This is a genomic window from Candidatus Blochmannia sp. SNP (assembly GCF_036549215.1).
In the GTDB taxonomy this organism is placed as follows: Bacteria; Pseudomonadota; Gammaproteobacteria; order Enterobacterales; family Enterobacteriaceae; genus Blochmanniella.
On record NZ_CP144371.1, the window covers coordinates 292,903 to 316,186 of the forward strand.

The following is a 23,284-nucleotide window of genomic DNA, read 5'->3' on the forward strand; positions in this document are numbered from 1 at the left end:
GTTTTGTCAATTTTAGAGCAATAATTACATTTAATTGTAGTTATAATTTGTTTATCTGTATGACAGTCAACTAATGTTAGGATTAATCATATGATAATCATATTGTTTATAGCAAGAACAATTTTTAATTATTATTATTATATATAATGGCATGATTACATACATTATATTTATTTAATAAATATATTGATAGTGTTTATTGTAAACAGGATCTAAAAATGTATAAATTAAAATATATATTTGATTTTGATATGTGCATTTTATTGATTAAAGAGGAATGATAGCATTAAATTAAATTGGATATTGTTATTATTTTTAGTTTTATGTTATTTTAATATCTTTTTGAAAAGTAGTAATAATATTAATAATAATATAAGATGTCTTTGTACTTTGTTCTGAATGTATTTTAATTAATTTATTATGTTTTTATTGTCATATATTTGTTATAAATGATGTTATTTTTCCGCCAGTAGATATGTGTTTAGATATATTATATAAAACTTTAATGGTTATATTCACTATTAATTTTTTGATTGTATATAGATAGGTATATATATATTATTTATTTTTTAGTATGGGCTTTAATGTCTTAAAGTAATATGTAATAAATGGAAGAACATTGATTCTTAAATAAATAAGAAACGAATTAATAATAATTGCGTTGTGTAGATTATCATAATTAGTGATATTAGTATATTTTTATGTTATAGCTATACAATTTTTTGCATTATTTAATTGATCGATCACTGATTGGTATAGAGTACTTATAGCGGGATAGTAATTGTAATTGTTTGATCATTATGATTATTTTAATGTGTAAAGTATAAATGTATTTTATTAGAAATGAATTTATATTTTATATGATAAATCATATTTTTTCATATGAGAGATTGAGCTTTATATATTTTATATTATTTTTTAATTAAATATGTATGCATATCTTTCATATAAAGATATTTTCATTAAAATGATAACAGTATGATTCTTAAGTATAATTAAGACTTAGATATAATTATTATTGATATAATAATTATATCTATTATTGTAGTTAGAATAACGTGTAGCATTAAATTAAAAGAGTTATTAATTTTTTAGATTAAATAAAATAGTATATTAGGTTGTGTATATGTTGTTATAATAAATGAGATGGTTAATTTGATATGAACAGAATAAAAGATGTAATTTATACTTGATATTCAATAATTGATTTTAATTTTTGTTGAATAGTGGTTTATATATTATGTCATGCATATATTTATTAGTGTTTAAATATTTTTTAATTAAATCTTAAGGTAGGTATTTTATTTTTAAAACGATTTATTTAAGTATACAAAGTGATTAATTAAATATGAGACTTTATATAGAAAGATAACCATACGTATATACTTTATTTTAATCAATAAAATATTTTAATTTGAATTTTAATTATATATATTGTTATATATAATTGTTCAGATTTTTGATTGTATTAATGAAGAAAATTTTTTATTTTACGTATAATTATTTAATTATTGTAGTAATTTATTTTTAAAATAAATCAAAAGTAAATTCTTTATTAATTAATAAATTATTAGTTAGAAATTTATTCTATATTATAAAAATATTATTTTGTATACTAGTAATTGGTTAATAAATTTTTATATAAATATATATTTACATACGATCCATTTCACAATTATACACATAATATATCATATTTTTCTGGAATAAAAGAAATTCTATTTTAGTAATCGTGTTTATATTTGGATATATATGATTATTACACGTATTTTTTTTAAAACAATTAGAACAACGGCGCTGTTGTATTTTATTTTTTATACTTCAGTGTTTGGAACTGTTTTGTTAAATAGTTCGTATGATGTATCTAGAGAATTGTTTTTAGAGATTAATTCCAATTTTATTAAATATTGGAAGGATAAAAATCCTGAAGACACACTAATTATCCGTCAGTCTCATGCAGGATCTACCAGACAAGCTATAGCTATATTACAAGGATTGCGTGCAGATGTAGTCACTTATAATCAGGTAATAGATGTACAAATTTTACACGATCGTGGAAAATTAATTCCTAAAGACTGGCAAGATCGATTGCCGAATCACAGCTCTCCATTTTATTCAACTATGGCTTTTTTAGTAAGGCAAGGCAATCCAAAAGGAATTTATAATTGGCATGATTTAACTAATGAAGGGTTGAAAATAGTATTTCCTAATCCTAAAACTTCTGGAAATGGGCGCTATACTTATTTAGCTGCTTGGAATGTATTTTTTAAAAACAGTAACGAAAATATAGAGCAAACTCGATTTTGGATGCGAAAGTTTTTACAAAATGTAGTAGTATTCGATACTGGAGGACGCGCTGCTACTTCTACTTTTGTTGATCGCAATCAGGGGGATGTATTAATTAATTTTGAATCTGAAGCAAAATTAGTACAGAAGCAATATGGATCTAATAACTACGATATTGTGATACCTAAACCTAATATTTTAGTAGAATTTCCAGTGACTTGGATAGATAGAAATGTTCTCCGAAATAGAACTAAAAATGTAGCAAAAGCTTATTTAAATTATTTGTATACTCCTCCAGCACAAAAGATTATTGCTAAGTTTGGGTATCGTTTAAATACAACGGATGCTATTCAATTAGATCAGAATAGATCTTTTAAGAGTCAATTATTTAGGATAGAGGACCAGAATGGTAATTGGAATATTCTTATGGAGACACATTTTAGGCGTGGCGGTGAATTAGATAAATTATTATCGGTAGGACATCGTTGATGTTATTTTTTTCAGTTAAATATGTATTACCTGGATTTGGTATAGCTTTTGGCAGCAGTTTATTATTTATTTGCTTGATTTTATTATTACCTTTAAGTGCATTAATGATGCAACTATCTCAAATGAATTTTTCTCAATATTGGGATATAATTACAGATCCAGCATTATTAGTATCCTATAAAATTACTTTATTATCTGCTGGATCAGCAACATTATTTAATGCTGTATTTGGTATGTTAGTATCATGGGTAATAACCAGATATCAATTTCCTGGTAAAAAATTATTAGATGCATTAATAGATTTGCCTTTTGCTTTACCTACTGCAGTAGCAGGATTAACTTTAGCAACATTATTTTCAACATCAGGTTGGTATGGAAGTTGGTTATCTCGAGTAGGTATTACAGTATCATATACATGGATAGGAATATCTATTGCTATGATTTTTACAAGTATTCCATTTGTAGTACGTACGGTGCAGCCAGTATTAGAAGAGTTTGCTGAAGAATACGAAGAAGTAGCAAAGACTCTTGGAGCTGATCATTGGCAAATTTTTTATAATATAATTTTTCCGGAATTGGCACCAGCTTGGTTATCTGGTGTAGTGTTATCTTTTATCCGAAGCTTAGGTGAATTTGGTGCAGTCATTTTTATTGCAGGAAATATTGCATGGAAGAATGAGGTAATATCTTTAATTATTTTTATTCGTTTACAAGAATTTGATTATCCAGCAGCTAGCGCTATTGCTTCTGTAATTTTGATTGTTTCTTTATTATTATTATTATTTACTAATATGTTTCAATTACGAATAAATCGGAGGCTTAAGGGATCTTAGTGATAAATATATTTAATAATTATGTCAATAGGAATAATAATTGTATTCGTCATATTACATTGAACCAATGGGTTTTAATTATCTTGGCTATGTTTATATCATCAGTGTTATTGTTAGTTCCTTTAATTGTGATTTTTGTATCTGCTTTTTCAGAAGGATTAAAAGTAGTTAGAATAAATTTGATTGATAAAGATATGGTGCACGCAATTTTTTTAACGGTTATTGTAGTGTTATTTACTGTACCTATTAATATATTTTTTGGGGTATTGATGGCTTGGTTAGTAACTCGTTTTAAATTTTATGGAAGGCAATTTTTATTAGTTTTTTTAAATATACCTATTGCTGTTTCTCCGGTAATTGCTGGATTGTTATATTTGTTACTTTATACAAATAATAATGTAATAGTAAATTGGCTGGATTTACATAATATACAAATAATATTCACATGGTTAGGAGTAGTGTTAGTTACTATTTTTGTCACCTGTCCTTTTGTAGTACATGAGCTTGTTCCGGTGATGGTAAATAGAGGCAGACAAGAAGATGAGGCGGCAGTACTTCTTGGGGCTTCTGGTTGGATGATGTTTCGTTATGTTACTTTTCCAAATATCCGTTGGGCTTTGTTATATGGAGCCATCTTGACTAATGCTCGTGCTATTGGTGAATTTGGAGCAGTATCTATAGTATCAGGGTTGATACGTGGAGAAACATATACTTTATCATTATATGTAGAATTATTATATCAAGATTATAATACTGTTGGTGCATTTATTGCCGCATCATTATTAGCTTCTATTTCAATTGTTATGTTATTTATAAAGAATTATTTACAAAGTCGTTTGAAACATGTATGAATTAATATTTGTGGTTAGGGATAAGCAATGAGTATTGAAATAGACGGGATAAATAAATTTTTTGGTCATGACAAAGTGCTAACTAATATTTCTTTACATATCGAATCTGGAGAAATTATAGCATTATTAGGTCCATCTGGTTCTGGAAAGACAACATTATTACGTATTATTGCTGGATTGGAATATCATAATAGTGGTTGTTTACGTTTTAGAGGTAAAGACGTAAGTCAACTTAGTGCACGTGATCGTCATGTTGGTTTTGTTTTTCAAAATTATGCTTTATTTCGTCATATGACAGTATCGGATAATGTTTCTTTTGGCATAAGAATGTTACCACGTCATAAACGTCCCAATTCTCATGCAATTAATAAAAAAGTTATGCAGTTGTTGACTATGGTACAATTAGAAGGTTTAGGAAATAGATATCCTGAGCAACTTTCTGGAGGGCAAAAACAACGTGTAGCCTTAGCTCGTTCTTTAGCAATTGAACCAGAAATCTTGTTATTAGATGAACCTTTTGGAGCATTGGATACTCAAGTTAGAAAAGGATTACGTCGTTGGCTTCGCAGATTGCATAGTGAATTTAAATTTACTAGTGTTTTTGTTACACATGATCAAGAAGAAGCGATGGAAGTTGCTAATAGGATAGTAGTTATGAATCGAGGTATTATTGAGCAGATAGGTACACCTAAAGATATTTGGTGTGTACCAGCTACTCGTTTTGTTCTAGAGTTTTTAAGTGAAGTTAATTGTCTACAAGGAATGGTATGTGGTTCAGAATTATCTATTGGGTCTTATCATTGGTCTTTACCATACGTGCCTGCTTTTCAGGGAAAAGTAGAATTATTTTTTCGTCCGTGGGAAATGGATATTAGTAAAGAATCTAATGTATTGCATCCATTACCAGCTAAGATTGTTAATGTTAGTTTACATGGATTTTATTGGCAGTTAAGTGTAGAGCCTTTGGGTTGGCACCAAGATTTATTGACTATAATTTTAGGAATTGGGGATATTTTTGGTATCCCAGAATGCGGATCATGTTGTTATTTAAGCGGGCGTAATGCGCGATTATTTTCAGAAGAAATAGCACAATTGTAAGTGTAAGCAATAATGTTGTTTCTCAGGATGCTCTCATGGTCTTAAAGATAAGAGATAGATGTAGATGTAAGTAATAACAATAGAGACGTAAGTTTTGTTTACTTGGCTTATATTGGTATACGGATATATGAATAGTTTAATGATACTCTTAGATTTAAGAGTTGTATATAAAAAGATTTGGTTTTTATGTGTGAATTGTAAGATTTTTAAATAGCTGGATAAACAAGATGGTAAAGGATATTAATTAAAACTATATAGAGTACGGTAGTAAAGTATTTTGTATAGGAGTATATTTTAGGTAATGTAAATTTATAGTTTTTCTATATATTGTTTTGTTATTTTTATTTATAAGTATGTATGTTAATGTAGATTACAATTTTTGTAATAGATTAAGTAGTCTAATAGACTTGCAAAGTTGTTATTTTTCAGGTTATATTTTCATGGTATATTACGTTTACATTAATTAATAATTAATATTATTATTATTCCTATCTGTTTTAATACAGGCGTATTATTGTTTGTGCTGCATAAGTAAATGCATTATTGATTCTGTAGTTGGATGATTTAACGCTTTTTTTGCTATTTTCTTCGCATCGTGATAGTACGAATTGCGGATTATTTTTTTTATTTGTGGAATAGATACGGAACTCATACTAAACTCATCTAATCCCATTCCTAGTAATAGTAAAGTAGTGCGTTCATCTCCCGCCATTTCTCCACACATAGCTGTCCATTTCCCTTCAGAATGTGAAGCTTCAATTACTTGTTTGATTAATATTAAAATAGATGGAGATATGGGATTATATAAATGAGATATTAATTTGTTGCCACGATCTACGGCGAGAGTGTATTGTGTCAAATCATTGGTTCCAATACTGAAAAAATCTACTTCTTTAATCAAATGATGAGCGATAATTGCAGCAGCAGGAGTTTCGATCATAATTCCTACTTTAATATTTTCGTCAAATTTTTTTCCTTCTTTATGTAGTTGTTTTTTTAATAAATTTAGTTCTGTATTTAAAGTTTTTATTTCTTCTACAGAAATAATCATAGGATACATTATGCGTAATTTACCGAAAAATGAAGCGCGTAAGATAGCACGTAATTGGGTATGCAGTATATCTTTTCTATCTAACATTATGCGAATTGCCCGCCATCCAAGAAATGGATTCTCTTCGTTTGGAAGATGCATGTAAGGTAAATTTTTATCACCTCCAATATCCATAATACGTATGATTACAGCTTGATTAATCATTGATTCAGCTGCTTTTTTATAAGCTTTAAATTGTTCTTCTTCTGTAGGTAATGCATTACGATTCATAAATAAAAATTCAGTTCTATATAATCCTATGCCTTCAGCTCCGTTTTCTTTGGCTCTAATTATATCGTGTATTGCACCGCTAATATTGGCACATATCCGTACTTGATGTTTGTCAAGAGTAATTGCTGGAAGGTGTTTGAATTTAGTTAATTCATATTTTTCAGAAATATATTTTTCTTTTAATATATTGATATTTTTAATGATGTTTGGAGTTGGATTAATGTAAATTTTATTATTTAAGGCATCAAGTATTATAAAGTCTCCATTAGAAACTTGTTTTGTAATAATACCAGTTCCTACAATGGCTGGTAATTCTAAAGAACGAGCCATGATAGAGGTATGCGAAGTTTTCCCTCCGGCATCGGTAATAAATCCTAACACTTTTTTTAAATTTAATTGAGCTGTTTCTGATGGACTAAGATCTACAGCAATAATAATTACTTCTTCAGTAATTGTGTTTAAGTCGATAATTGGAATGCCTAAAATATTTTTCAATAAACGATTTCCAATATCTCGTACGTCGGTGGCACGTTCTTTCAAATATTCATCTTCTAGTTTTTCTAAGGCTTTTGCTTGAGTTTCAATCACCGAATACACAGCAGCATCTGCGCTAAATAGTTCTTCTTTAATAAGAGTGATGATATCTTGTTCAAGTTCTTCATCTTCTAGTAATATGATATGGCCTTCAAAGATAGCTTCTTTCTTTGAATCTAATTGTTTTTTTATTTTATTTTTAATTTCTTTTAATTGTCTAGAAGTTTCAGTGCGTCCAGAAATAAACCGATTTATTTCTTGTTCAATAGAACCAATAGCGATTTTTTTTGAATTAATGAGAATTTTTTTTTCTTTTAATAGCAACGCTTTGCCGAAGGCGATGCCAGGTGATACTGAAGTTCCTGAAATCATAAATTCTACCTTCATTAGAGTCATGGGGAGTTGAGTTTATTATCTACATATTGATTGATTGTGTTATTTTTCTTTTTATTTAAGTTCAGCAATGAATTTAATTAAGTGCTGAACTGCTTGTTCTGCGTCTACGCCATGAGCAGAAATAATAACTATAGAACCTTTACTTAATCCTAGTGCTTGCAGTTTAAATAAACTTTTAGCACTTGCTTTTTTTCCATTAGAGATTACTGTAATTTCAGAATTAAAGTTTTTTGCTTCTTTTACAAATTGAGTAGCTGGGCGAGTATGTAAACCATTGGCAGCGGTAATCACAGTTTCTTTTTGATACATTTTTATCTCCATTTGATTAAATAATATGATGAAAATAATATTTTTTTCAAGTTTATTAAATTAAATAAATTTTTGATGAATATAGACGAACAAATTTATATATATATTTATATATAAATAAATAATCTATTGATTTTGTTTTATCTTTTATGTATATCACATTCAAAATAGAATATGAACTAAAGATATTTTTCATTAATTTTTTTAAGATTTTATAATATAGCAGAAAATATAGTATTCTATTTATATAATGTAATTAATTCAATGTTTTTATATATTCTTTAATGAATAAAAGTGTATAGCCTTTCTTGTATTTATTAAAAATATAAACAGAAAACACTCGAAATGAGTGTTTTCTGTTTTGTTTGTTTAGTACTAACTAATATAAAAATTATTATTTTTATAAGTTTGAAAATAATACAGTACTTAAATATCGCTCGCTGGATGATGGTAGTATGACTACTATATTTTTAGTTTCGTAGATTTTGTTTTTTTGTAGTTCTATAGCAGCTGCCAATGCAGCACCTGAAGAAATTCCAGCTAAAATTCCTTCTTTTTCCATCAAATGTTTGGCATAGCTAATAGCTGCGTCTATGCTTACTGTTTCTACGTGATCAATTAAAGTTAAGTCAAGATTTTTTGGAATAAATCCAGCGCCAATGCCCTGAATTTTGTGTGGTGCTGGATTTATTTTTTGACCAGATAGTGTTTGAGTGATGACTGGAGAATTGTCTGGTTCTACTGCTACGATAATTATTTTTTTATTTTTCTTTATATTTTTTTTAAAAAATCTTCCAATCCCGGTGATAGTGCCGCCTGTGCCAACTCCAGCTACAAGTATGTCTATCTGTCCATTAGAGTCGTTCCAAATTTCAGGTCCTGTTGTTTTTTCATGAATTTCTGGATTTGCAGGATTACTAAATTGCTGTAATAATAGATAACGTTTAGGATCAGAAGAAACGATCTCTTTTGCTTTAGCAATAGCTCCTTTCATTCCATCATTTCCTTCTGTTAATATAATTTCAGCGCCTAAGGCTTTAATTAATTTACGGCGTTCAATGCTCATTGTTTCTGGCATGGTTAAAGTTAATTTGTAGTGACGTGCAGCTGCTACGTAGGCTAGAGCAATACCAGTATTGCCGCTTGTTGCTTCTATCAGTTTTGTATTTGATTTTAATAGGTTTCTTTTTTCTGCATCCCAAATCATATTAGCGCCAATACGACATTTAACACTAAAGCTAGGATTTCTAGATTCTATCTTAACCATAATATGTCCATTTCCAATTTTATTAAGGCGGACTAATGGAGTATGACCGATAGTATAAGAATTATCTTGATAGATTTTGTACATACTTAATGTTCCTCAGTGTCATATAACATTACATGATATATTTGTTTTGAAATAGAATATCTTTAAAAGATAGACAGAATTAAATTAAAATATGAATAAATATTCAAATATTTCATATCAGAATAGAATTAATTATTATGCATTAATTGTGTAAGTGTATATCCATTATATAATAATTATTAACGTTATATTGTTGTTATAGATATTTTTATGGAAGTAAATTAAATAGTTATTTATATTCAAGTATTATTTATGTTAAATCAGTTAATTATTTAAGACATTAGTATTATTCATTTTTAATGACATGTAGGTGGAGATATTTATTTTAAGTGTAGATCAATGATCCTACCCCATATTTATTGGGATATTTATATTATGAAATTTATTGAAAAAAAAATACAAAACTTAAGAAAAAAATTACGTCATTGGGAATATTTGTATTATTTAAAAAATGAATCTGAAGTATCTGATGAAAAATATGATGCAATATTAGAAGAACTACATCAGTTAGAAAAAATTTATCCACATCTGATTACAGAGAGTTCTCCTACCCAACGTGTAGGAGGTGTATTGCCGGATAATTTTAAGAAAATAAATCATAAAATACCAATGTTATCTTTAAATAGTATTGTTAAATCATATCAATTATTGTTATTTGACAGACGAATAAAACTTAAACTTGATAATAATCATATTATCTCATATTGTTGTGAGTTAAAAATAGACGGAGTGGCAGTTAGTTTATTATATAAAAATGGGGAATTGGTTTGTGCAGCAACTCGAGGTGACGGAAGAATTGGAGAAGATATTACTAAAAATGTGCGTACTATTTGTTCGGTGCCTATGTATTTAAAAATTGATACTAATAATCATGATGTATTACCATATTGGTTAGAGGTTAGAGGAGAAATATTTATATCTAAATTATGCTTTTTGCAATTGAATAAGATAACAGTGCGGGAAGGTAATAGACCTTTTTCTAATTCTAGAAATGCTGCTTCTGGTTCACTACGCCAGTTAGATCCTGCTATTACCGCTAAACGGCCATTAAGTTTTTATTGTTATGGTGTTAGTGATTATTTTGGAGAAAAAGAATTGCCAGATAGTCATTGGGAACGATTGCAGTTATGTAAAAATTGGGGTTTACCAATTAGTAATCATATTCGTTTAGTTAGTGGAATTGATAAGGTATTAGAATATTATTCTTATATAGAAAAAATACGAGCTAGTTTAGAGTTTAACATTGATGGGATAGTTGTTAAAATAAATAGTTGTAAATATCGAGATAAGTTAGGTTGTGGATCTAAAGCTCCTAATTGGGCTGTTTCTTATAAATTTCCAGCAGAGGTAGGATCTACTAAAGTAGATAATGTAATTTTTCAGGTTGGACGAACAGGTATTATTACCCCAATAGCTTATTTAGAACCTATTGTGATTTCTGATGTTACAATTAGGAAGGTTAGTATTCATAATATCAATGAAGTAAAGAGACTTGGATTAATGATTGGAGATACGGTTCGTATACAAAGATCTGGTGATGTTATTCCTAAAATTTTAGAAGTAGTTTTATCGAAACGTACTGATCGCGCGAAAGCTATAGAGTTTCCAGATTTCTGCCCGATATGTGGATCTCTTATTGCTACATGGTATCGTCAGTCAATATTGCGCTGTACAGCTGGATTAGCGTGTCTTGCTCAACGAAAGGCAGCGCTTAAACATTTTTCTTCTAGGAAAGCAATGAATATTTGCGGCATGGGAAATAGAATTATTGACCAATTAGTTAATAAAAATTTAGTATCCACTCCGGTTGATTTTTTTAATTTGAGTAAAAATAAGTTACTTTGTTTAGAGGGATTCGGAACGGAATATGTCGAACGCTTATTATGGGCTATTGAAAATTCTAAAAAAATTACTTTGGCTCGTTTTATATATGCATTAGGTATTCGGGGTGTAGGTGAAACGGTAGCTAACAACTTAGCTGTTGTATATAAAACTCTTGAAAATTTAGTTACTGCTGATTTACGGTCATTGTCAAGTTTGAAATATGTAGGACCAATTGTGGCTAATAACATATATTATTTTTTTAGAAATCCTGATAATCTAAAAAATGTACAGGATTTAATTGATCCCTCTATTGGGATTCAATTAAGCGTTATTATTTAAACAAAAAATTTTAAAAGATTTTAAAAATTATAGGGATGTTACAAAAATTTTTTTGTTAAAACAATTTAGATAAAAATAAAGGATTGTAAATTTAAGTTTTCTAGTAAATATTTGGTTATATTAATGAAATTTTATTATTTAGGTTTAAAGTTACTAAATATATTTTTACTTTTCTTTTAAACTTTAGTAAAGAGTAGTGATTTATTAATAATTAGGTATTAATAAAATAAAGATATGGTAAAATTTTTATTAATTACATTAATTATTTAAATTGTTTCTTATGAAGAATGATGATGCGCAACAATTAATTCCTTGGGTCGTGCAGGAATCGAACCTGCGACCAATTGATTAAAAGTCAACTGCTCTACCTTCTGAGCTAACGACCCTAAGTTTATCAAGATAAATAAAATAGGTGATGGCGGATTCGAACCGCCGACCCTCTCCTTGTAAGGGAGATGCTCTACCGACTGAGCTAATCACCTTTTCTATTGCTTGGATTGAATTATATGGATTCATTGACATGAGTCAATGGATTTTTATAAAAATAGAGAATTTTAGTTGTAATTTGTTATATGTAGGAATTAAATTTAATATTGTATTAACTTAAGTGAGTAGTATATGTATTAATATAATTAGGTATTTAATTTTTTATGAATATTAAAACTCGATTCGCTCCTAGTCCGACAGGTTCTATACATATTGGAAATATTCGCACTGCTTTATATTCTTGGTTATTTGCTCGTAAGCAAGGTGGGAAATTTTTATTGCGTATAGAAGACTCTGATTTGAAACGTTCTATACATGATGCTGTTAAATTTATTATTTCAGGGATGAACTGGCTTAGTTTAGATTGGGATGAAGGTCCTTATTTTCAAACCGATAGGTTTGCTCGCTATAATAGTGTAATAAATTATATGATTCAACATGATATGGCCTATAAATGCTATTGTTCGTCAGAAAGATTGGAATTGTTGCGGTTAAATCAAATAAAAAATGGAGAAAAACCTAAATATGATGGTTATTGTCGTTTGAAATCTACAGTTATAAATTATAATCCTTGTGTTAATTCCTATGTAGTACGTTTTTGTAATCCTCAGAAAGGTGTAGTGATTTTCCATGATCAGATTAGGGGCACAATTACGTTCAGTAATAAAGAGTTAGATGATTTAATTATTCGTCGTGCTGATGGTTCTCCAACGTATAATTTTTGTGTTGTAGTAGATGATATGGATATGCAAATTACTCATATTATACGAGGAGAGGAACATATTAATAATACTCCGCGTCAGATAAATATTTTAAAAGCATTAAAAGCTCCAATACCAACATATGCTCATGTATCAATGATTTTAGATCATGAACATAAAAAATTATCAAAACGTCGTGAAACGTTAGGAATTATGAAATACCGTGATGATGGATTTCTTCCCGAAGCTATACTTAATTATTTAGTAAAATTAGGATGGTCTTATGGTAATCAAGAAATTTTTAGTATTGAACAGATGAAAAAATATTTTGATTTTAGTGGAGTTAGTAAATCTCCTAGTGTTTTTAATCTTGAAAAATTGCTTTGGTTAAATCATTATTATATTAATCATTTGCCGATAGATTATGTAGCTTCGCATTTGTCGTGGCATATGAGTCAACAAAGAATCAATATGCAAAATGGTCCAAAATTAACTGATATAATAAAATTATTTGCAAAACGCTCGCGAACATTAAAGGAAATTGCAAATAATTGTCATTATTTTTATATAGATTTTAATATATTTGAAAATAAGGTAGCTAAAAATTATTTAAAACCTATTACAATAATGCCATTAAAATATTTAAAAAGAAAATTCAGCAATATAGTCCATTGGACACCAGAAACTATTAAATCTGTCATTATTGAAACTGTTAGTGAATTAAACATCAGTATGGATAAGATAGGGATGCCTCTTCGTGTAGCATTAACTGGAACGGATCGGTCTCCAGCTCTTAGCTGTACTATACATGCTATTGGAAAATCGCGCGTATTAGAGCGTATTGATCAAGCTGTACGTTATGTTTTAACGAACTGTATTCGACAACAACATACAAGTGAATGATTATTTCAATTTATTTTTTAAAATGTGAATATATAATCAAGGTCATTATATATAGTAGATAACGGAGATTACGATTACCGGTAATAATATAACAAATTTTAAGATTAAACTATAGTTGTGTTTAATTAGGATGATTGTTCGAAGTGTGGAGTGTAAAATAAGAAATTGTTAGAATTGTTCGGTTTGAGTTAGCTGTTGTAGGTTTCGTTTATTTTTATAAAATGTTGTATTATACATCGGATGTATGTATTTCATCGTATTATTATTATTATTATTTATCTATTTATTTTTGTAGCTTTAAAATTATTTAATTTTTTAATCACATCAATGTGATATTATCAAGTATATGTTATCAGATTAGTACTAATTTTATAGTTAAATGATGTATAAAATATTTTTATTTATTAGTAAAAATTATATTACTAAACTGGTTATTGTGGCTGATAACATGTTAATTAGTGTAGAGCTGTATATTAGTTTAAATCCATAATGCGATATTATGTTTCCTTGTGTTTTATTCAACCCTTTAATAGCGCCTATAACAATACCAATAGATGAGAAATTAGAAAATGAAACTAAAAAAACTGATACTATTCCTATAGTTTGAGATGATAAAACGTCAGAAATTTTCTGTAAATTTATTATGGCAATAAATTCATTAGAAACTAATTTAAGCGCCATAATACTGCTAACTTGTAATATTTCATTGGTAGGTATACCTATGATCCAGGCGAATGGAAAGAAAATATAACTTAAAATTTCTTGTAGAGATACGTTAAGTAATATTTTAAATATTGTATTAAGAGCAGAGATGAGTGCAATAAACCCTATTAACATTGCAGCAACAGTAATAGCTATTTTAAATCCAATTAAAATATATTCGCCTATAATCTCAAAGAGACTTTGATTACTAGTATATAAATCGGATATTATATATAGGTCTTTTTCTTTATTTACTACATAAGGATTAAGCAATGATAATATAAGAAAAGCACTAAATATGTTCAATATTAATGCTGCTATAACATATTTTGGAGTTAACATGGTCATATATGCCCCCATTATAGAGAGAGATACTGTAGACATAGCAGTTGCTGCCATAGTATACATTCTAGGCTCAGATATATTTTTAATGATATTTTTATAAACTATAAAGTTTTCAGATTGTCCTAAGATCAGTGAACTAACAGCATTGAAAGATTCTAATTTTCCCATTCCGTTAATTTTAGATAGAATAGTTCCAATTATTCGAATAGTAAATGTTAATATCCCAATATACTGTAGAATACCAATTAGAGCGGAAATAAAAATAATTGGGCAAAGTATGTTTAAAAAAAAAGTAGCTAATCCTTGTGCGTGCATTCCTCCAAAAACAAAATTAGTTCCTTCTAATGCAAAAATTGATAGTGTATTGAATAAAGTACATAATTTTTGTACGGAATCTGATCCTAATTGGGAATGTAAAATAAAGTATCCTAATAAAATTTCTATAATCAGTATCTGAAAAATAAAACGTATACGAATATTTTTTGGATTACTGCTGACAAGCAGTGACAAAATTACTATTGCAGTGAATCCTAGAACAAAATGTAAGATACGAGACACAATATTTACTCCGCTAATGTAAGTGTAGTATTAGTATGCAAAAATTTTGCATTGTTTTATATAGAAAAGAAACAGCAATAAAAATTAGTTATATGCAAGTAATTTAATCATATTTAACTTTTTCACGTAATTCTATGATGATTAAAAGACTATTAATGGATCTAAAAATATAATTTAGAAGTTAGCCTATGCTATACTTATTTTCAATATAAAACTGCAATCATCATTTATGATGAGGCTATAACTTTAAATTTGATCGTTCAATAATTATTATTTCTATTATAATATAATTATTTTGTTTAAGTATATAAAGTTAGTCGAATAAGATGATTTTATGAGGGCTATTAGTATGCTAAATAAGCAAGATACAGTAGTTGAGCATCGTTCTACTAGTAGAAAAATTAAATTTTCGTTACTTGGTCCTGCTTTTATAGCTGCTATTGGATATATAGATCCTGGAAATTTTGCAACTAATATACAAGCTGGAGCTACTTTTGGTTATCAATTATTGTGGGTTGTAGTATGGGCGAATATCATGGCAATGTTAATTCAATTACTTTCTGCAAAACTTGGGATTGCGACTGGAAAAAATTTGGCAGAACATATTCGAGACCAGTTTCCAAGATCAGTTGTATGGATATATTGGATTCAAGCTGAAATTATTGCTATGGCTACAGATTTAGCAGAATTTATTGGAGCTGCTATTGGATTTCAAATATTGTTTGGCATATCTTTGTTACAAGGTGCATTTTTGACAGGGTTGGCAACTTTTTTGATTTTAACCTTACAAAGATATGGTAAAAAACCATTAGAATTTGTTGTTGGAGGTTTGTTATTTTTTGTCGCAATTGCTTATGTTATTGAGTTATTCTACTCAAAACCTAAATTTCTTGTATTAGGTATGAGTGTATTATTTCCAATACTTCCAAATAGAGAAGCAGTGTTTTTGTCAGCAGGAGTTTTGGGGGCTACAATTATGCCGCATGTTATTTATTTACATTCTTCCCTTACTCAAGATAATAATATAACGGCAAGTAGAGCTGATCGATATTCTTCTACAAAATTAGATGTTGCTATTGCAATGACTGTTGCTGGATTTGTAAATTTATCTATGATGGCCACTGCAGCAGCAGTATTTCATTGCAGCGGCCATACTGGTATTTCTAATTTAAATGAGGCTTATTTAACGTTATCTCCTTTATTGAACCATACTGCTGCCACAGTTTTTGGTTTAAGTTTGACAGCAGCGGGATTATCATCAACAGTAGTAGGTACCTTAGCAGGGCAAGTAGTGATGCAAGGTTTTGTTCATTTCCATATTCCATTATTATTACGTCGTGTTATTACTATGTTACCTTCATTTATAGTTATTTCTTTTGGAATTGATTCCACGCGTATTTTAATAATGAGTCAAGTATTACTTAGTTTTGGAATTGCGCTTGCATTGATACCATTGTTAGTATTTACTGGAAATGCTAAATTAATGGATGAATTAGTAAATTCTTTATTGATGAAGATGGTTGGTTGGTTAATAACAATAATAGTGATAATGTTAAATATATATTTGTTGGTTGGTATTATTATTTAGTATATGAAATAAATTGATATAGATAAAAGTTATTTATTTAAAAATTTTCAGTTTTGTAGAAAAATTAATTTCATAGATATATACTATTGATATATAAAATATATTTTAGCTTAATTAATAAGTTTTTTATATTTATACACAGTGTATCAATATTTAGTTTTTTTTGTTAAGTATTTTTATAATTTTACTAAAAATATAAAATAATTAATTGTTTATTTTAGCATATATTATATATGTTTAATGTTTAATGTTTAATGTTTAATAATAGTATATTAATAATTATTTAGTAAATCTATAATTTATATAATGTATATAACTAACTGTAATTATAATTGTGTCTTCGACAGGAATTGAACCTGCAACTAACCCTTAGGAGGGGTTCGTTATATCCGTTTAACTACGAAGACTTGTGTTATAACAAATTTGTTAGTTTGTTGGTTTTATATTCTATGCATAATTATTTATGTATTATTTTAGGTGATTTTAAAATGATAGATAAATATCATGTGTCAGAGTTAAGGGTAATTCAAAAAATGAATACTATTTCTTATAAATAAATAATTTATTAATACAATACAACATTTATATATATAGCTGACTTAAAATAAGTTGATGTATACGAATATCTATTGTCGTGATTGAGTTTTATATTTTAGTTTAAAAAATCCTTATTAGGATTTTCCACATTGTGCACGTTGTCTGAGTAGATGATCCATTAAAACGATAGCTATCATGGCTTCTGCTATGGGCACTATTCTTAATCCAATACATGGATCGTGACGTCCTGTAGTAATGACTTGTGTTTCTTTATTTTTAGATGTAATGGTGTTTCCTGGTACTGTTATGCTTGAAGTTGGTTTAACAGCTATATGTATAATTATTGGTTGTCCATTGCTAATTCCTCCTAAAATTCCTCCAGCATTATTACTTTTAAATCCATTTGATGTCATTTCATCTCGATGTTCACTACCATGCTTTGTAACCACTGAAAACCCATCTCCAATTTCTATTCCTTTTACTGCGTTAATACTCATTAGTGCATGGGCTAAATCAGCATCAAGTCTATCAAATACAGGTTCTCCTAATCCAATCGGTACATTTTCCGCTATTATTGTTATTTTTGCACCAATAGAATCTCCAGATTTTCTTAAATCGTTTATTAATGTATCTAATGCGTTTAATTGTTCAATATCAGAGCAAAAAAATGGGTTGTTATTTACTTGTTTCCAATCTTTAAAATTGCAATGAATATTGCCTATTTGCGCTAAAAATCCACGAATTTTTATTTTTTTTATGTTAAGTAAATATTTTTTGGCAACAGCTCCCGCTGCCACTCGTACTGCTGTTTCACGCGCTGAAGAACGTCCTCCACCACGGTAATCTCTAAAGCCATATTTTTTTTCATAAGTATAATCAGCGTGACCAGGTCGATATAAATCTTTTATTTCTTCATAATCTTGAGATTGTTGATCAGTATTTTTTATAAATAAACCTATGCTGGTGCCTGTTGTTTTTCCATTAAAAACGCCAGATAAAATTTCTACTATATCTAACTCTGATCGTTGACTAGTATAACGAGAAGATCCTGGACGTCTACGATTTAGATCATTTTGCAGATCTTGTGTCGTTAAAGGAAGACCTGGAGGCATGCCATCAATAATACCACCTATTGCAGACCCATGAGATTCACCGAATGTTGTAACTTTAAAAAATTGTCCAATACTATTACCAGCCATTATAATTTCCTTAATTATTAAATTATTCAGTTGTTGTTACAAGATAATAATTGTTTATAAGTTAACATAAACACACCTTCTCCTCCGTGATAAAGTTGTAACCAACGAAAAGGTATATTTGGAAAACATTTTATTAATGCCATTTTAGCTCTACCTACCTCGCATATAAAAATTCCATTTGTATTTAAATGATGTACAACGTTCATTAAAATTTTTTGAATTATCTTTAATCCATTATTACCTGCAGACAAGGATATCACAGGTTCATAATGAAATTCTCTTGGTAATTTATATATATATGTATTGTTTACATAAGGAGGGTTAGTTATTATTAGATCATATTTTGATTTTGGTAAATGTTTAAATAGATCTGAATAAATAGGAACAACACGATGTTCTAAATTGTATAATTTAATATTATGTTCGGCTACCTTCAATGCGTCTATAGAAATATCTACTGCATCTACTTCGGATTTTGGATAGACTATAGCGCTGGCAATAGCAATACATCCGCTACCCGTACCTATATCAAGAATGCGATATGGGTACTGGGGTAATAGATTATGAAAATATGATGTGATTAGCTCTCCAATTGGAGAGCGGGGGATAAATACTCGTTTATCTACATAGAATTCTAGGCCGCAAAACCATGATTTATTGGTCAAGTAAGGAACTGGTATGCGTTTGTTAATACGATGGTGAACTAGTTTGATTATATCTGAGCGTTCTTTCTTAGTTAGACGAGCTTGGTATATTTCTGTTGGAATATTTATAGGCAAATTTAAACTAGGCAATATTAGATGTAATGTTTCATCCCAAAAATTATTAGTACCATGACCATAAAAAATTGGATTAGCATTCAATTGACTGCTGCTCCAGCGTAACATATCTAGTATAGTATGCATCTCTGTTAATATTTTTTTCGTTGTGTTATTCATATAGATTATAGTTCCTATAATGAGATCATTATGTGTTTATAGTGATTGTATTTGAGAATATAATGTATTTTAGGAAGAAGAGTATAAAATAAAATGATTATGTTTTTATTTCATAATACCCTATTTAGGTAGGAATTTTAGCGTAATAGTAGGTATATTTTATATAAATAAATATTTAAAAGAGAAATTTTGTTTTACACACTATGTGTGTAACATGGTGTTGTTAATTATGTGAATTATATTATGTATATTTATACACTAATCCCCGACGTTATTATAGTATACGTTCATATATATAAATAAATGAAATTATTAATGATAAGTATAATATTAATAAAGATTGTCAATATATTCTTTTATCAAGACAGTATTCTTAATTTAAAAAATTAGTTATTAAGTTATAGATAAATATTCATACATTATTGATAAACTATAATTATCGTTATTGTGTTTTTTTATGACTGTGTTACGATTTTTGAACCTATAAGATGTAGCGCTATTATTTTAATAAATACTATGTCTTGATGATTAGGTTAATTATTAATTATATTTAGTCTGTTAAATATAATCAGTTGCATTAGCGATATGGTTAACATCAGCTGGTATTGTAACAGTATAAATGTTAGTTGCAAGTAATACGTTTATATATTGTATTTTAATTGAAGGAACAGTATTTCAAATATAGGTAAAAATATTTTTGATTTTTTTGTGTAATACATAATTAGTTTCAAATGACTGATTTATTTTTATGCTAATAATTGCTTCTACACGACTAACATTTTAAGTAGTTTTTTAAGATTTAGTGCAATTTTAATACTACAAAACATCATTGTCATGAGGTATATTAAATATGAAACGTGCTGTTATCACTGGTTTAGGGATTATATCAAGCATTGGAAATAATCAGAACGAAGTTTTAATTTCTTTAAAAAATGGTAGATCTGGAGTTACTTTTTCTAAAGAGTTAGAAGAATCAGGCATGCGTAGTCATATTTGGGGTGATATTAAAATTAATACATCAGGATTAATTGATCGAAAAATTTCTAGATTTATGAGTGATGCATCTATTTATACCTATTTATCTATGGAACAAGCTATAGTAGATGCTGAATTATCTGCAAGTATGATTGCTAATGATCGAACAGGATTAATTGTTGGATCTGGAGGAGGTTCGCCACGTAATCAAGTATCTGGATCTAATGGGATGCTTTCGCGCGGTTTAAGAGGGGTAGGTCCTTATATGGTGACTAAATCTATGGCTTCGGGTGTATCAGCATGTTTGGCTACTTCTTTTAAAATTCGTGGAGTTAGTTATTCTATCAGCTCTGCTTGTTCTACATCTACACATTGTATTGGCAATGCAGTTGAATTAATTCAATCAGGAAAACAATCTGTTATTTTCGCTGGAGGAGGAGAAGAATTATGTTGGGAAATGGCTTGTGAATTTGATGCTATGGGAGCGTTATCTACAAAGTACAACATGACACCGGAAAGAGCATCTCGTCCTTACGATATTCATCGAGATGGATTTGTGATTGCAGGAGGAGGAGGAATAGTTGTAATAGAAGAATTAACGCATGCTTTAAATCGTGGTGCGCATATTTACGCAGAAATTATTGGGTATGGAGCTACATCTGATGGCTGTGATATGGTCGCTCCTTCTGGAGAAGGAGCGATTCGATGCATGAAAATGGCATTAAGAGATGTTATTGATCCAATAGATTATATCAATGCGCATGGTACATCAACCCAAATAGGTGATATTAAAGAACTTTGGGCAATTCGTGAAATTTTTGGTGATCAGCATCCTGCTTTTTCTTCTACTAAATCAATGACCGGGCATTCATTAGGTGCTGCTGGAGTTCATGAGACCATTTTTACTTTATTAATGTTAAAATATAATTTTATTGCTCCCAGCATTAATATTGATCATTTAGATCCTTATATAAAGAATATGAATATTGTGATCAATAAACCTATTTACCGTAAATTAAGAACAGCTATGACTAATAGTTTTGGTTTTGGAGGAACAAATGCTACATTAGTTATGAGTAAATATTCTTAAAATATTGTTTTAAGATCGTTGATCATCTAACTCGTACTATAAATTTTGTATATTACATGTATGCAGTGTTATTGCTTATAAAAACTAATGTTTAGTGAGCGATATTGTGTTTGTTTCTATGAATTAGATTTGAGCATCATGAGTGATGTTTTGATATTTTAGAAGTTAATATTTATAGTGGAGATGTGATCGTGTGAGATTATTTATTATAGGGGCAATATTTTATTATCTTTAATATATATGTATTTTATGGTGTCATGTTTTATAAAATGTGGATTATGATGATACTTAATGTGAGTTTGTTGATTTGGATCTATATTTTTGTTTGATTTTGGTGCATAGATATGCGTTATGTAAAAAATTAAAATATGAGAAATTTATGAAAATAGATTTACAGAATTCTATGTTCATATTGTTTTTAATTTTTAAATTATATAGGATTATGAAAGGTGACTACTTTATTTATGTATAGTGCTTTGTCTGGAGAATAAATTTGAGAATTTTGGTTGATAAAGATATACCTCATATCCATAGATTATTTGGTTTACATAATGAAATAACTGTATGTGAAGGGCGTGTTATTTCTGCTAAAGATATAAGAAATATAGATATTTTGATAGTACGTTCAGTAACAAAAGTTAATCAGAAATTATTAGATGATGATTCTATAAAATTTGTAGGTACTGCAACTTCTGGAATTGATCATATTGATCAAAATTATTTAAAAAAGTATGGAATTAATTTCGTTTACGCTCCAGGAAATAATGCTATAGCAGTAGTGGAATATGTTTTTGCGGCATTATTTTGGTTAGCAGAGCGTGATAGATTTTTTTTACGTGATAAAATTATCGGAATTGTTGGAGTAGGACATATTGGTAGTTTGTTGCATGAAAGATTACATAGTTTTGGTATACATACTTTGTTGTGTGATCCTCCATTAGCAGAAAAGAATATAAGTCAATATAAACAGTCTTGGAAGTCTTTTGAAAAATTAGTTTCTGAAGCGGACATTTTAACTTTTCATACTCCTTTAATTTATGACGGAAATTATCCTACATGGCATATGGTTGACATTGATGTTTTAGAATCATTACCTTCCAATTGCATTTTAATTAATACTTCTCGAGGTTCTGTAATAGATAATAACGCGTTACTAAAAGTATTAGAAAATGGTAAAAAACTGAATGTAGTATTGGACGTATGGGAAACAGAGCCGGAGTTATCTTTACCCTTGTTATCTTACGTAGACATAGGTACTGCTCACATCGCTGGATACACTCTTGAAAGTAAAACACGGAGTATTATTCAAATATATAATGAGTATTGTAAATTTTTTAATATTTTTAATGCAGTTAATTTATTTGAGTTAGAGTCTTCTGTTATTTATTATCTGAAAGTACAGAAAAAAATAGATGAAATGTTGTTAAATAAATTGATTAAATTTGTGTATGACATACGTTGTGATGATTTTTTATTAAGGAGGTTTGCCACAGTACAAGGAGGATTTGATAAGATACGTAGATGTTATTTAGCTCGTAGGGAGTGGTCTTCATTGTGCGTAGAAACTTATGTAGATTATAATAATGAAATGCTAATTAATTTAGGCATAAGTGTGTGCTATATATGATGTT

15 protein-coding genes and 3 tRNA genes are annotated in these 23,284 nt (G+C 28.6%); 9 read left to right on the top strand and 9 right to left on the bottom strand.

Going from position 1 to position 23,284, the window contains the following annotated elements:
- The first annotated feature begins 1,752 nt into the window (after positions 1-1,752).
- From cysP to cysA, 4 genes are read left to right on the top strand one after another with little or no spacing between them, the layout of a single operon-like run.
- On the top strand, positions 1,753-2,775 hold the full coding sequence (gene cysP / locus VOI34_RS01220; RefSeq protein WP_331828635.1) for a thiosulfate ABC transporter substrate-binding protein CysP: 1,023 nt from the start codon (positions 1,753-1,755) through the stop codon (positions 2,773-2,775).
- Positions 2,775-3,608: a sulfate/thiosulfate ABC transporter permease CysT gene (gene cysT, locus VOI34_RS01225; protein ID WP_331828636.1), complete on the top strand. Its 834-nt coding sequence runs from the start codon at positions 2,775-2,777 to the stop codon at positions 3,606-3,608. Before cysP ends, cysT begins: the two co-directional genes overlap by 1 nt.
- On the top strand, positions 3,608-4,459 hold the full coding sequence (locus VOI34_RS01230) for a sulfate ABC transporter permease (RefSeq protein ID WP_443092748.1): 852 nt from the start codon (positions 3,608-3,610) through the stop codon (positions 4,457-4,459). Before cysT ends, VOI34_RS01230 begins: the two co-directional genes overlap by 1 nt.
- Before the next feature lie 27 nt (positions 4,460-4,486).
- Positions 4,487-5,557, top strand: a complete 1,071-nt coding sequence (gene cysA, locus VOI34_RS01235) for a sulfate/thiosulfate ABC transporter ATP-binding protein CysA (protein ID WP_331828637.1) — start codon at positions 4,487-4,489, stop codon at positions 5,555-5,557.
- Positions 5,558-6,068: 511 nt separating this feature from the next.
- On the opposite strand, the gene ptsI is transcribed toward cysA, so the two are convergent.
- From ptsI to cysK, 3 genes are all read right to left on the bottom strand, one after another.
- The gene (ptsI, locus tag VOI34_RS01240; RefSeq protein WP_331828717.1) at positions 6,069-7,784 is read right to left on the bottom strand and encodes a phosphoenolpyruvate-protein phosphotransferase PtsI; all 1,716 of its coding nucleotides are present in this window, start codon (positions 7,782-7,784) and stop codon (positions 6,069-6,071) included.
- A gap of 75 nt (positions 7,785-7,859) precedes the next feature.
- On the bottom strand, positions 7,860-8,117 hold the full coding sequence (locus tag VOI34_RS01245; protein WP_331828638.1) for an HPr family phosphocarrier protein: 258 nt from the start codon (positions 8,115-8,117) through the stop codon (positions 7,860-7,862).
- Between the two features lie 400 nt (positions 8,118-8,517).
- Positions 8,518-9,468: a cysteine synthase A gene (gene cysK / locus VOI34_RS01250; RefSeq protein WP_331828639.1), complete on the bottom strand. Its 951-nt coding sequence runs from the start codon at positions 9,466-9,468 to the stop codon at positions 8,518-8,520.
- A gap of 375 nt (positions 9,469-9,843) precedes the next feature.
- On the opposite strand from cysK, the gene ligA reads away from it, so the two are divergent.
- Positions 9,844-11,631 carry an NAD-dependent DNA ligase LigA gene (ligA, locus tag VOI34_RS01255; protein ID WP_331828640.1) on the top strand — a complete coding sequence of 596 codons (1,788 nt, stop codon included), beginning with the start codon at positions 9,844-9,846 and terminating at the stop codon, positions 11,629-11,631.
- A 313-nt stretch (positions 11,632-11,944) separates the two neighbouring features.
- Here ligA and VOI34_RS01260 read toward each other — a convergent pair.
- A tRNA-Lys gene (locus VOI34_RS01260) sits at positions 11,945-12,017 on the bottom strand.
- Positions 12,018-12,040: 23 nt separating this feature from the next.
- Positions 12,041-12,113: transfer RNA gene (locus tag VOI34_RS01265), tRNA-Val, on the bottom strand.
- Positions 12,114-12,281: 168 nt separating this feature from the next.
- On the opposite strand from VOI34_RS01265, the gene gltX reads away from it, so the two are divergent.
- Positions 12,282-13,721 carry a glutamate--tRNA ligase gene (gene gltX / locus VOI34_RS01270; protein WP_331828641.1) on the top strand — a complete coding sequence of 480 codons (1,440 nt, stop codon included), beginning with the start codon at positions 12,282-12,284 and terminating at the stop codon, positions 13,719-13,721.
- A gap of 414 nt (positions 13,722-14,135) precedes the next feature.
- Here gltX and VOI34_RS01275 read toward each other — a convergent pair whose 3' ends face one another.
- A complete protein-coding gene (locus VOI34_RS01275) occupies positions 14,136-15,326 on the bottom strand; it encodes a NupC/NupG family nucleoside CNT transporter (RefSeq protein ID WP_331828642.1) in 1,191 nt (396 codons plus the stop codon).
- 349 nt (positions 15,327-15,675) lie between these two features.
- On the opposite strand from VOI34_RS01275, the gene VOI34_RS01280 reads away from it, so the two are divergent.
- Positions 15,676-16,914, top strand: coding sequence for an Nramp family divalent metal transporter (locus VOI34_RS01280; RefSeq protein WP_331828718.1), 1,239 nt, complete (start codon positions 15,676-15,678; stop codon positions 16,912-16,914).
- A 335-nt stretch (positions 16,915-17,249) separates the two neighbouring features.
- Here the strand turns inward: VOI34_RS01280 and VOI34_RS01285 are convergent.
- From VOI34_RS01285 to prmB, 3 genes are all read right to left on the bottom strand, one after another.
- Positions 17,250-17,321, bottom strand: a tRNA-Arg gene (locus VOI34_RS01285).
- 264 nt (positions 17,322-17,585) lie between these two features.
- Positions 17,586-18,650: a chorismate synthase gene (aroC, locus tag VOI34_RS01290; RefSeq protein ID WP_331828643.1), complete on the bottom strand. Its 1,065-nt coding sequence runs from the start codon at positions 18,648-18,650 to the stop codon at positions 17,586-17,588.
- 26 nt (positions 18,651-18,676) lie between these two features.
- Positions 18,677-19,588, bottom strand: coding sequence for a 50S ribosomal protein L3 N(5)-glutamine methyltransferase (gene prmB, locus VOI34_RS01295; RefSeq protein WP_331828644.1), 912 nt, complete (start codon positions 19,586-19,588; stop codon positions 18,677-18,679).
- Between the two features lie 850 nt (positions 19,589-20,438).
- Here prmB and fabB point away from each other — a divergent pair.
- Both fabB and VOI34_RS01305 read left to right on the top strand, forming a co-directional pair.
- On the top strand, positions 20,439-21,653 hold the full coding sequence (gene fabB, locus VOI34_RS01300; RefSeq protein WP_331828645.1) for a beta-ketoacyl-ACP synthase I: 1,215 nt from the start codon (positions 20,439-20,441) through the stop codon (positions 21,651-21,653).
- Between the two features lie 493 nt (positions 21,654-22,146).
- Positions 22,147-23,280, top strand: coding sequence for a 4-phosphoerythronate dehydrogenase (locus VOI34_RS01305; protein ID WP_331828646.1), 1,134 nt, complete (start codon positions 22,147-22,149; stop codon positions 23,278-23,280).
- Positions 23,281-23,284: the final 4 nt, after the last annotated feature.

Excerpts from the sequence above, each read along its gene's own strand:
- cysP (WP_331828635.1), top strand. The coding sequence starts at position 1,753 with ATGATTATTACACGTATTTTTTTTAAAACAATTAGAACAACGGCGCTG.
- cysT (WP_331828636.1), top strand. The coding sequence starts at position 2,775 with ATGTTATTTTTTTCAGTTAAATATGTATTACCTGGATTTGGTATAGCT.
- cysA (WP_331828637.1), top strand. The coding sequence starts at position 4,487 with ATGAGTATTGAAATAGACGGGATAAATAAATTTTTTGGTCATGACAAA.
- ptsI (WP_331828717.1), bottom strand. The coding sequence starts at position 7,784 with ATGATTTCAGGAACTTCAGTATCACCTGGCATCGCCTTCGGCAAAGCG.
- VOI34_RS01245 (WP_331828638.1), bottom strand. The coding sequence starts at position 8,117 with ATGTATCAAAAAGAAACTGTGATTACCGCTGCCAATGGTTTACATACT.
- cysK (WP_331828639.1), bottom strand. The coding sequence starts at position 9,468 with ATGTACAAAATCTATCAAGATAATTCTTATACTATCGGTCATACTCCA.
- ligA (WP_331828640.1), top strand. The coding sequence starts at position 9,844 with ATGAAATTTATTGAAAAAAAAATACAAAACTTAAGAAAAAAATTACGT.
- gltX (WP_331828641.1), top strand. The coding sequence starts at position 12,282 with ATGAATATTAAAACTCGATTCGCTCCTAGTCCGACAGGTTCTATACAT.
- VOI34_RS01280 (WP_331828718.1), top strand. The coding sequence starts at position 15,676 with ATGCTAAATAAGCAAGATACAGTAGTTGAGCATCGTTCTACTAGTAGA.
- aroC (WP_331828643.1), bottom strand. The coding sequence starts at position 18,650 with ATGGCTGGTAATAGTATTGGACAATTTTTTAAAGTTACAACATTCGGT.
- prmB (WP_331828644.1), bottom strand. The coding sequence starts at position 19,588 with ATGAATAACACAACGAAAAAAATATTAACAGAGATGCATACTATACTA.
- fabB (WP_331828645.1), top strand. The coding sequence starts at position 20,439 with ATGAAACGTGCTGTTATCACTGGTTTAGGGATTATATCAAGCATTGGA.